Here is a 6,137-nt window from a genome sequence, read left to right as displayed (position 1 = left end):
TGTATTATTGCCTTTGGTAATTTTTCTTTTAAACTATAACTGCAAAAGAAACGATGGCTTTCGTCTCTAACATATATATGTTATGAGGTGAAAGCTTTTTTAGTTTTCATAAGTTTAAAAAACTGGGATTATAGGAGGAATGTTATGAAGATTGCGTTTTCAACACTTGGTTGTCCTGACTTTAGTTGGACGGACATTTATTCCATGGCTAAGGATTTTGGATTTGACGGTATCGAAATCCGTGGGCTTGGAAATGAGATTTTTGCTGTAAAAGCACAGCCTTTTACCGAATCTGAGCTGCCTCAGACTGCAAAAAAGCTTTCGGAGCTTCGTCTTGAAATTCCGTGCTTTTCTTCAGGGTGCTGCCTGAAATTTGCCGAGAATGCGGACAAAAATCATGAGGAGGTTGTTCAGTACATTACACTGGCTTCCAAGCTTGGAACTCCTTTTGTTCGTGTCCTTGGAGATCTTGAGCCCGAACCTCAGGGAGAGGTGGATGACAATGTTGTTATTGAAGCATTGAAAAAGCTTGCGCCTATCGCAGAAGAAAAGGGCGTTACACTCCTTGTGGAAACCAACGGTGTTTATTCCGACACCAAACGTCTGTGCACACTTCTTGAGAGTGTAGCCAGTGATGCTGTCGCAGCTCTGTGGGATGTACATCATCCGTATAGATTTGCCGGAGAGACTCCCGGTAAAACGGTGCAAAATCTTGGAGCATTCATAAAATATGTACATATCAAGGACTCTGTTGTTGAAAACGGAAAAATCCAATATCGCATGTTGGGTGAGGGAGATTTGCCGATTGACGACATCATGATGGCCCTTCGTTCAATCAACTACGAGGGATATATTTCTCTTGAGTGGGTTAAGAGATGGGCTGCGGACCTGGATGATGCCGGAGTTGTCTTCCCCAATTTTGCAAACTATATGAACCGCTATACTAAAAGAAATGAAGTAAGAGGGCGTTTGTACGACAATAAAAGAAAGACCGGAAAATATATTTGGGAAAAGGATGCAATGATTGATTTGACATTCTCTCAAGTATTGGACCGTGTTGTTGAAGAGTTCCCCGATCAGTATGCATTCCGGTATACTACAACGGATTATACCAGAACTTATGCCCAGTTTAGGGATGATGTCGATACTTTTGCAAGGTCACTTATAGCATTGGGAGTAAAGCCGGGTGACCACGTTGCCGTTTGGGCTACCAACGTGCCTCAATGGTTCATTACATTCTGGGCAACAACCAAGATAGGTGCGGTGCTTGTTACCGTAAATACTGCTTACAAAATTTATGAGCTTGAATATTTGCTCCGCCAGTCGGATACCCACACACTGGTTATGACTGACGGGTTTAAAGATTCGGACTATATTGCCATTATCAAAGAGCTTTGTCCGGAGCTTGAAACGGCGGAGGCCGGTAAACCTCTGCATATTAAGAGGCTTCCTTTCCTGCGCAATATCATTACTATTGACTCAAAACAAAAAGGGTGTCTCTCATGGGATGAGGCAGTTGCATTGGCTGAAAAAGTGCCGGTTGAGGAAGTTTACCGCCGTGCGCTTGCAGTCAGCAGGCATGATGTCTGCAATATGCAGTACACATCGGGAACCACAGGTTTTCCGAAGGGTGTTATGCTTACCCACTACAATGTTATTAACAACGGAAAGTGTATCGGAGACTGCATGGACCTTTCCACTGCCGACCGCATGCTGATTCAAGTGCCTATGTTCCACTGCTTTGGAATGGTGCTTTCAATGATAGCTTCGGTGACACACGGAGCTACAATGTGTCCGATACCGTATTTTTCACCGAAGGTGTCTTTGGATTGCATTAACCGCGAGAAGATAACTGTCTGCAACGGTGTTCCTACGATGTTTATTGCAATGATGGAACACGAAGACTTTAGTAAGACTGATTTCTCACATATGAGAACGGGTATTATGGCCGGAAGTCCATGTCCTATAAAAGTTATGCAGGATGTAGTGGACAAAATGAATATGAAGGAGATAACAATTGTATACGGTCAGACTGAGGCTTCACCTGGATGTACTCAGAGCCGTGTGGATGATCCTATTGAGGTACGTGTAAACACTGTCGGTCGTCCTCTTCCGGGTATTGAATGTAAGATTGTAGACCCTCAAACCGGTGAGGAATTGCCTGACAATACCGATGGTGAGTTTGTTGCCCGCGGATACAATATTATGAAAGGTTACTACAAGATGCCTGAAGCAACGGCAGCAGCCATTGACAAAGACGGTTGGCTCCATACCGGTGATATGGCAAGACGTGATGAAAACGGCAACTACAAAATAACCGGCCGTATCAAAGACATGATAATTCGCGGCGGTGAGAATATTTATCCGAAGGAAATAGAAGACTTTATTTATACTCATCCAAAGGTAAGCGATGTTCAGGTTATAGGAGTTCCCGACAAACAGTATGGTGAGGAAATTATGGCCTGCGTAATTCTCAAAGATGGAGAGACAATGACTGCCGAGGAACTGCAGGATTATGTTCGTTCCCATATGGCAAAACACAAGACTCCACGCTATGTTGAGTTTGTTAAGGAATTCCCGATGAATGCTGCAGGGAAAATATTGAAGTACAAAATGCGTGAGCAAGCGATTGAAAAATTGTCCCTCCAAGAAGCTAATTCAATTGTTACGGCTTAAGGCAAACTAATGTTTTAAAACCCGGTCAGGCTCCGTTTGGATTTTTATGGGGAGTCTGACCGTTTTTGACTTGGCAGTATTAGGTTTTAAAATGAAAAGTGGGTGTTTTAAAAGGAATTATTGTGGAATAATTAAATAATAGTAGTCTAAGTAAAATAAATAGGAGGGCGATAATATGGACGTAATCGTATATACTACACCTACATGTCCTTGGTGCACAAGAGTAAAAGAATATTTGGATGAAAAGGGCGTATCCTATAGGGAAATCAACGTTGCATCCGACAGGAATGCTGCGATGGAAATGATTAGAAAATCCGGTCAACGCGGTGTACCTGTTGTGGATATTGGCGGAAACATCGTTGTAGGATTTGATCAGGGTAAAATAGACAGTTTGATAGGAAACTGAAGGTTTTATTAACGGATGTTTTTAAAATAGAACGCTATTAATCCTGTAATATAAATTATTGGGTGAAATGGAGCGCATGTAAAAAAAGGCTGACTGTCAATTTTATGACAGACGGCCTTTTGTGTTGATACCGTTTCACCTTTGTGAAGTCCGGCTAAAAAAGGGAGGGAGCTTAACGCTCATATGATTCGTTGTTTGGAAAAAGGATGTGTACATTTGTAATTTGAGGGACATAAATGTAACACCTTGCTTTCAAACAACCATCACTTATATTATTTGATTCATAATTATTAAGTTCGTATTGGATTGATTTTTTATGACCAAAATTATTAAATATTATATAAAAAAGTTCGATAAAAAAAAGAATGCCAAGAAGCTGGAAGGCTTTAGATAAAATATGGACGCACAGTGTTTCTTTTGTTAGAATGTAAAAGGGTAACTTAGGGGTGGATATATTTGTATTTAGGCCAATTTTTTAAATAAGGATTATGGATTGGAGGAAAAAGAATGCAGTACCGCGAATTGGGCAAAACCGGTGTTAAAATATCTGCTTTGGGATTTGGAGCAATGAGGCTTCCGGAGATTAATATTAACGGAAAGACCGAGTTTGACGTTGAAAAAAGCATTGAAATGATTCATAGGGCATTTGAACTGGGAGTAAATTATATAGATACCGCTCCCGGATACTGCAACGGTGAAAGCGAGATTATTGTAGGCAAGGCTTTAAAAGGTTGGAGGGACAAGGTTTATTTATCCACCAAAAATCCAATTGAGAATACCTCGGGAGCCGATTGGCGTAAACGGTTGGAAAACTCGTTAAAAAAGCTGGATACAGATTATATTGATTTTTATCATATGTGGGGTATCAGCCTCGAAACCTATGAAAAAAGCATAGATGTGAAGGGAGGGCCTTTGGAGGCTGCACAGAAGGCAAAAGAAGAGGGGCTTATCCGGCATATATCTTTTTCATTTCACGACAAACCTGAAAATCTAATTAAGCTTGTGGATACCGGCAGCTTTGAAACGGTATTGTGCCAGTACAACCTTCTTGACAGAAGCAATGAAAAGGCCATAGAGTACGCTAAGAGCAAGGGTCTTGGAGTAATAATCATGGGACCTGTGGGTGGAGGAAAACTTGGGGAACCTTCGGAGACAATTAAAAAACTGCTTCCTCAAAAGACGGTAAGCTGTGCGGAAATAGCCTTGCGTTTCGTACTTGCCAATCCGAATGTTGACTGTGCATTGTCGGGAATGAGCACAATTGAAATGGTGGAAGAGAATGCGCGTATTGCATCCAATGATACTCCTCTTACAAAGGAAGAGCTCGACAGGATTAATGCTTCAATGGAGGAAAATAAGCGGATGGAAGAACTGTATTGCACCGGTTGCAATTATTGTATGCCGTGTCCTGCCGGTGTCAATATTCCTCTTAACTTTCAGCTGATGAATTATCACAGGGTGTATAAAATTACCGACTATGCGAAAGGCCAATACAGCCAAATAGGCAAGGTTGAATGGTACAAGGGTAAACCGGCCCATGAGTGTATTGAGTGCGGTGTGTGTGAATCGAAATGTCCTCAAAAGCTTGAGATAAGAAAGCAATTGAAAGAAACGGCAAGAATTTTGTCCGGTCAATAAGCGGAATTAAGTTTTATTCGGAACTTGCGGTTGAAGGGCTGATGGATAGACAATCACTGGCAATGAATACTGCGGATATTGAGGCTAAATTTATCAAAGGCGATTATGCTACTTCAATTTTAGGTTCATGGGTTGTCGGTGTATTGGAAAACAATCAAAGGGATAATGGAGTCAATTTCATAGAAAATGTTGGAGTTGCAATGCTTCCGGAAGGGCCGAAAGGGCGATATGTGTATCTTGGGGGAAGCTCTCTTGCGGTTTTCCAAAGCTCACAAAATCGAAATGAGGCAATAAAGCTTGTAAAATACTTGACAAGTAAAGAGGCACAAATAGAATATTGCGAAAAAACAGATTTTCTACCGGTGGTTAAATCAGCATATGAGGATCCGTGGTTCAAAGGACACAGAATGAGAAAGGTATTTGCTGAGCAAATGAATTATGCAAAGAGTTATCCGGCGATACCTGGATGGGCTCCGGCAGAATCGTATGTTTTTGGAGCATTGATGGATGTTTGGGATAATGTTATGGAAGTTGAAGGAGAATACAGTCCGGAAAAGACTATGAAAATACTTAAGGAAGCCGATATAAAAATAAACAAAGTTTTGGGAGAATTTTCATATTAACCCAGTTGGCGAAAACTCAACAGACTTAAGTTGCGGTATTTTCCGTATACTTTAGTTCATAGCCTGCGCCACGAATGGTATCTATTGTCACCTTGGAATTGATATTATAAAGTTTCTTCCTTAAAAAGGATACGTAGACTTCAACGTGGTTGGCGCTTGCTTTGGAGTCAAACCCCCACAGCTTTTCGATGATTGTTTCTTTAGGGGAAATTATACCTTTTCTAAGGATTAGAAACTCAAGAAGCTCACATTCACGGCGTGTCAGACCTATTTCAGATGACTGTGTGGATAGCATTAGGTTTGAAGTGTTTAGCTCAATATCGCCAAAACATAGTATGTTGTTCATGACAATACCGCCTTTGCGTCTTCCTAAAGCACGGATTCTTGCCATCAGTACTTCCGATGAAAAAGGTTTTGCCAGATAGTCATCGGCACCACTGTCGAGGCCATTTACAATGTCGGATGGTGTGTTTTTGTCGGAGATTAGTATAACAGGAGTTGACAGATTTCTTTTTCTGAGGGTCTTAAGCAAGGTGATGCCGTCCATCTTAGGAAGCTTTGAGTCTAGTACAATGATGTCATAAATACCTGTAAGAGCAAAGTCCAACCCATCTTCTCCATTGTGAACACATGTAACTATATAGTTGCTATTCTTAAATAACTGGGCCATATTTTCAGCAAGTTGGACATTATCTTCGATTATCAGTATTCTCATGTTAATGCCCCCCTCCTTCTTATATTTTAATGCTCTCGAAAACTCGTATTGCTTTCGAGGTCTCTATTTCAGGAGCAAG

At 41.1% G+C, this 6,137-nt stretch carries 5 protein-coding genes; 4 read left to right on the top strand and 1 reads right to left on the bottom strand.

Features of this window, described 5'->3' with window-relative positions:
• Positions 1 to 144: 144 nt before the first annotated feature.
• The 4 genes from PLH43_RS12730 (at position 145) to PLH43_RS12715 (ending at position 5,343) form a co-directional block, all read left to right on the top strand.
• The gene (locus tag PLH43_RS12730) at positions 145 to 2,676 is read left to right on the top strand and encodes an AMP-binding protein (RefSeq protein WP_324363705.1); all 2,532 of its coding nucleotides are present in this window, start codon (positions 145 to 147) and stop codon (positions 2,674 to 2,676) included.
• 175 nt (positions 2,677 to 2,851) lie between these two features.
• Positions 2,852 to 3,082 carry a Uxx-star family glutaredoxin-like (seleno)protein gene (locus PLH43_RS12725; protein WP_324363704.1) on the top strand — a complete coding sequence of 77 codons (231 nt, stop codon included), beginning with the start codon at positions 2,852 to 2,854 and terminating at the stop codon, positions 3,080 to 3,082.
• A gap of 507 nt (positions 3,083 to 3,589) precedes the next feature.
• Positions 3,590 to 4,720 carry an aldo/keto reductase gene (locus PLH43_RS12720; protein ID WP_324363702.1) on the top strand — a complete coding sequence of 377 codons (1,131 nt, stop codon included), beginning with the start codon at positions 3,590 to 3,592 and terminating at the stop codon, positions 4,718 to 4,720.
• A complete protein-coding gene (locus PLH43_RS12715) occupies positions 4,684 to 5,343 on the top strand; it encodes an extracellular solute-binding protein (protein ID WP_324363707.1) in 660 nt (219 codons plus the stop codon). Before PLH43_RS12720 ends, PLH43_RS12715 begins: the two co-directional genes overlap by 37 nt.
• 25 nt (positions 5,344 to 5,368) lie before the next feature.
• On the opposite strand, the gene PLH43_RS12710 is transcribed toward PLH43_RS12715, so the two are convergent.
• A complete protein-coding gene (locus tag PLH43_RS12710; RefSeq protein WP_324363700.1) occupies positions 5,369 to 6,058 on the bottom strand; it encodes a response regulator transcription factor in 690 nt (229 codons plus the stop codon).
• Positions 6,059 to 6,137 lie beyond the last annotated feature (79 nt).

This window comes from Acetivibrio sp., assembly GCF_035371925.1.
Classification (GTDB): Bacteria; Bacillota; Clostridia; order Acetivibrionales; family Acetivibrionaceae; genus Hungateiclostridium.
Note: the sequence above shows the minus strand (reverse complement) of the source record. Positions and strands in the feature narration are given on the sequence as shown.